At 67.0% G+C, this 4903-nt stretch carries 3 protein-coding genes; 1 reads left to right on the top strand and 2 read right to left on the bottom strand.

Annotated elements, in window-relative coordinates; translation table 11 throughout:
- Positions 1-90: 90 nt before the first annotated feature.
- Positions 91-2022, bottom strand: a complete 1932-nt coding sequence (locus Q4I23_RS30485) for a long-chain fatty acid--CoA ligase (protein ID WP_498528701.1) — start codon at positions 2020-2022, stop codon at positions 91-93.
- Positions 2022-2909, bottom strand: a complete 888-nt coding sequence (locus Q4I23_RS30480) for an ABC transporter ATP-binding protein (RefSeq protein WP_454016451.1) — start codon at positions 2907-2909, stop codon at positions 2022-2024. The genes Q4I23_RS30485 and Q4I23_RS30480 overlap by 1 nt, the downstream gene beginning before the upstream one ends.
- A 201-nt stretch (positions 2910-3110) precedes the next feature.
- Here Q4I23_RS30480 and Q4I23_RS30475 point away from each other — a divergent pair, with 201 nt between their 5' ends.
- A complete protein-coding gene (locus Q4I23_RS30475; RefSeq protein ID WP_498528700.1) occupies positions 3111-4769 on the top strand; it encodes an acetate--CoA ligase in 1659 nt (552 codons plus the stop codon).
- The last annotated feature ends 134 nt before the right edge of the window (positions 4770-4903 follow it).

The following is a 4903-nucleotide window of genomic DNA, read 5'->3' as shown; positions in this document are numbered from 1 at the left end:
GATGTGTATAAGAGACAGCTGAACCCCCTCACCCCGACCCTCTCCCCGGGGGGGAGAGGGAGAAAAGTGGGCTTCTTCATTCTTACCCCCTCACGCCGCGGCCTGCGCCGGCTTCTTGGCCGGCGTGGGCAGCAGGTCGACCACCTTCAGCACGGTGCGGATGCGCTGCTTGGTGCCGTCCTGGAAGGTGATGGTGGTGTCCACGTCGATGGCCGGCTGGCCCGCGTAGATCGAGTCGATGATCTCGCCGTACTTCTCGGCGATCACGCCGCGCCGCACCTTGCGGGTGCGGGTCAGCTCGCCGTCGTCGGCGTCCAGTTCCTTGTAGAGCAGCAGGAACTTGGTGATGCGCTGGAACTCCGGCAGCGTCGCGTTCACCCGCTCCACCTCCTGGCGCAGCAGTTCGTAGACCTCCAGCTTGGACGCCAGATCGGAATAGGTGGTGAAGGCGATGCGGTTCTTCTCCGCCCACTTCGACACGATGGGGAACCGGATGCAGATGATCGCCGACAGGTAGGGCCGCTTGTTGCCCAGGATCACCGCCTCGGCCACATAGGGGCTGAACTTCAGCTTGTTCTCGATGTATTGCGGGCTGAAGCGGTCGTTGTTGCTGGTGGTGGCGATGTCCTTGATGCGGTCGATGATGACCAGATGGCCCTTCTTGTCGAAGAAGCCGGCGTCGCCCGTGTGCATCCAGCCGTCGCGCAGGTCCGCCGTGGTCGAGGCCTCGTTGCGGTAGTAGCCGGCGAACATGTTGGGGTGGCTGACGACGATCTCGCCGATGCCGTTCTGGTCGGGCTCGATCACCTTGACCTTGACGCCGTCGTCGAAGGGCACGCCCACCGTGTCGAAGTCCACATCGTTCGAGCGGTGCACCGTGTAAGCGCCCATCGTCTCGGTCTGGCCGTAGATCTGGCGCAGCGGCACGCCCAGCGCCTGGAAGAACTTGAAGGTGTCGGGGCCGAGGGCCGCGCCGCCGGTCGCCGCCGACTTCAGGTTGGTGAAGCCCAGGCGGTCTCGCAGCGCTGCGAAGAGAATGCGGTCGGCGACGGCGGACCGCGTGCCGTTGGCGAGCGCCTCCAGCCCCAGCTTCATGCCGTAATCGTACATCTTCTGCTTGAAGGGCGAGGCGTCCATCATGCGGGCGCGCACGTCGGCGGCGATCTGTTCCCACAGGCGGGGGGCGAACAGCACGAAGCTCGGCCCGATCTCGCGGAAGTCGTTCATCATCGTCTCGGCTTCCTCGACGAAGTTCACGCGCATCCGCGACACCATGCCCATGCCGACAGCGTAGATCTGCTCCATGATCCAGGACAGCGGCAGCACCGACACATACTCGTCGGTCGGCCCTTTGGGGTCCACCGACAGGTAGCTGGCGACATGGCGGATCAGCCGCCCGGCCGGCAGCATCGCCAGCTTCGGGTTCGAGGTGGTGCCCGACGTGGTGCAGAGCACCGCCACATCGTCGCCGCGCGTCGCGCCGACCAGCTCCTCATAGAGGTTTGGCTTCTCGGCGTGCAGCGCGTTGCCCAGCTTGACCAGCTCCGACGCCTCCATCAGGCGTGGGTCGCTGTATTTGCGCATGCCGCGGGGATCGGAATAGATGATGTGCTTCAGCGTCGGCAGGCGCTCGCCGAGGTTCAGCAGCTTGTCGACCTGCTCCTCGTCCTCCGCGAAGATGATGTGCACGTCGGCGTAGGTGATGAGGTAGGCGACCTCCTCGTCCATGGCGTCGCGGTAGATGCCCAGGCTCATGGCGCCCATGGCGTGGGCGGAGATTTCCCCCATCACCCAGTCGGGCCGGTTGTCGCCGAGCAGGGCCACCACATGGCCGCGCTCCACCCCCAGCTTGATGAGGCCGAGCGTGAAGGCGCGCACGCGGGCGTGCATGTCCGCCCAGGTGAACTCGCGCCAGATGCCGAAGTCCTTCTCGCGCATGGCGACGTCGCCGCCATGCTCGCGGGCGTGCAGGGTCAGCAGCTTCGGCAGTGTGTCGTGAGTCTTGATATCCGGAAGAGACATCACGCGACCTCCTGCTTGGGCGGCGGGGCCACGGCCTCGTCCTCCTCGTCGTCCTCGCCGAGATAGGCGCGTTTGACGCGCGGGTCGGCCAGAACCTCCTCGGGCGTGCCCTCGGCGATCTTCTTGCCGAACTCCAGGACGATCACGCGGTGGGAGATGTCCATCACGACGCCCATGTCGTGCTCGATCATCACCACCGTCATGCCGAACTCCTCGTTCAGATCGACGATGTAGCGGGCCATGTCCTCCTTCTCCTCCAGGTTCATGCCCGCCATGGGCTCGTCCAGGAGGATCAGGTCGGGTTTCAGCGCGATGGCGCGGGCCAGCTCGACCCGCTTGCGCAGGCCATAGGAGAGCGTGCCGGCGGTGGCCTTGCGGACATGCTGGATTTCCAGGAAGTCGATGATCTCCTCGACCTCGCGGCGGTGGGCCAACTCCTCCTTGCGGGCGCCGGTCAGCCAGTAGAGGGAGCCGGTGAAGAAGTTGTTCTTCAGCAGGTGGTGCCGCCCGACCATGATGTTGTCGAGCACCGTCATGTGGCCGAACAGCGCCAGATTCTGGAAGGTGCGCCCGATGCCGAGCGAGGCGCGGTGGTTGGGCGTCATGCCCGTGATGTCCTGGCCCTTGAAATAGACCTTTCCGTCGGTGGGCCGGTAGCGGCCGGAGATGCAGTTGACCATGGAGGTCTTGCCCGCACCGTTCGGGCCGATGATGGAGAACAGCTCCCCCTTGCGGATGCTGAAACCGACGTCGGTCAGCGCCTGCACGCCGCCAAAGCGCAAGGACACGCCCCGGGCTTCGAAGATGGTGTCCGATGGGGAGGCCGCGCGGGTGGCGCCGGCCGGATGGGCGTAACCGCGTGGCGATGCGACGGGCGCGCCTGACATTTCCTCCTCCGTTGCTGTGGAACTGCCTTTTTATCGTTCGCCGAACTGTTTGAGTGGCGAACTGGTCCATATTGTGGACCGTCCTTTGTGCAACGACCGAACTATAACCTGTGATGCGCACCGTTTTCAACACGGACATTCCGTGTATGCATGTTTTTTGGAGCGACATGCGAGCCAAAGGTCCATAATATGGACCCCATCATGACCCGGCCCGATTCCGACACCGAAACCGCCCCCGCCGGAGCGTCCGGCGGCACGCAAAGCCTGGAGCGTGCGCTGGCCCTGCTGCGCGCCGTCGCGTCCCACGGGACGGAGGGCGCGCGTCTGGCCGACCTGATGGGGGACACCGCCCTGTCGAAGGCAACGGCGCACCGCCTGCTGACCGCGCTGGCGCGGGAACGTTTCATCGACCAGGACCCGCGCAGCCGCCGCTACCATCTGGGGCCGGAATTGGATTCGTTGGGCCGCATCGCCGCCGCACGCCACCGCCCCGAAGGCGAAAACGACACCCCGGCGCCCGGTCCGGCCACCGTTCAGCCCACCGCCTTCCTCCGCCCGGATTACCAGGGCGAGGCGATTCCGCTCGCCGATCTGCTGTGCGACCGCCACGCCCGCGCCGACGGCGCCCGCGCCGCCCTGCTGCACGAGAGCGTCGCCGGCCAGACGACGGAGCTGAGCTTCGCCCGGCTAGCCCGCGATTCGGCGCGATTCGCCACCGTTCTGCGCGGCCTCGGCGTCGGGCGCGGCGACCGGGTGGCGGTGCTGCTGCCCAAGGGGGCGGAACTGCTGATCGCCGCGCTGGCGATCTGGCGGCTCGGCGGGGTCTACATGCCGCTGTTCACCACCTACTCCGCCGCCGCGGTCGCCTACCGTCTGGCCGACAGCGAGGCGCGGGCGATCGTCACCACCGGTTTCCTGCGCCGCAAGATCCCGCGCGACAACAGCCGCCCCGTGGTGATGGTGGAGGGGGACGAGGCCTTTGGTCCCGGCGCCGACGCGGTGCCCTTCTGGTCGGCGCTTCATGAATCGGCCCCCTTGCCCGACATCGCCCGCTACGCCGATCGCGACGCCTTCGCGCTGATCTACACCTCCGAGGCGGAGCCGAAGCCGCTCGGCGTCTCGCTGCCGGTCATGGCGCTGGCCGGGATCGAACAGTACATGCGAATCGGCCTCGATCTGCGTGACGACGACATTTACTGGAACATGGCCGACCCCGGCTGGGCCTACGGCGCCTATTACGGGCTGGTCGGGCCGCTGCTGCTCGGGCGCACGACGATCTTCTGCGACGGCCCCTACGACGTGCGGCAGGGCTACCGCATGCTGACGAAGTTCGGCGTCACCAACCTGACCTGCGCGCCGTCCCAGATCCGCGCCTGGCACAGCGCCGACCCGGAGGGCGGCCCGCACAAGCTGGCGCTGCGCATCCTGTCGGTGGTCGGCGAACCACTGCCGCCAGAGTTGATCGGCTGGGCCAACCGGGTGGTCAGCGTCCCTCTGCTCGACCAGTACGGGCAGCGCGAGACCGGCATCTTCATGATGAACCGCTACGACCCCGGCCACGCCGACCGCACCGCCGATTCCTCGCTGGGGCGGCCCCTGCCGGGCTTCCGCGTGGTCATCCTCGACCCACAGGGCCGCGAGGCGCCGGTCGGCGGAGCGGGGGAGATCGCCATCGACGTGGAGTCCTCGCCGCTCTTCTGGTTCGACGCCTACGCCAACGATCCGGGACGCACCGCCGCCCGCTTCCGCCACGGCCGCCGCTATTACCTGACCGGCGACTGGGCGTTCCTGGACGGCGACGGCAACATCCACTTCCGCGGCCGGGCGTCCGACGCCATCGTCATGCAGCAGGCGGATTGAGGGGGAGGCGCTTGCCCCCTCCCCGGCCCTCCCCCGCTTTGGCGGGAGAGGGAGAAAGTTCCCTCCCTCGCCAAAGGCGGGGGAGGGTTAGGGCTGTCTCTTATACACATCTGACGCTGCCGACGATTATACGC

This window comes from Azospirillum sp. UFLA03-27, assembly GCF_059803775.1.
The sequence above is the reverse complement of the archived record's forward strand: the minus strand, read 5'-3'. Positions and strand labels throughout refer to the sequence as shown.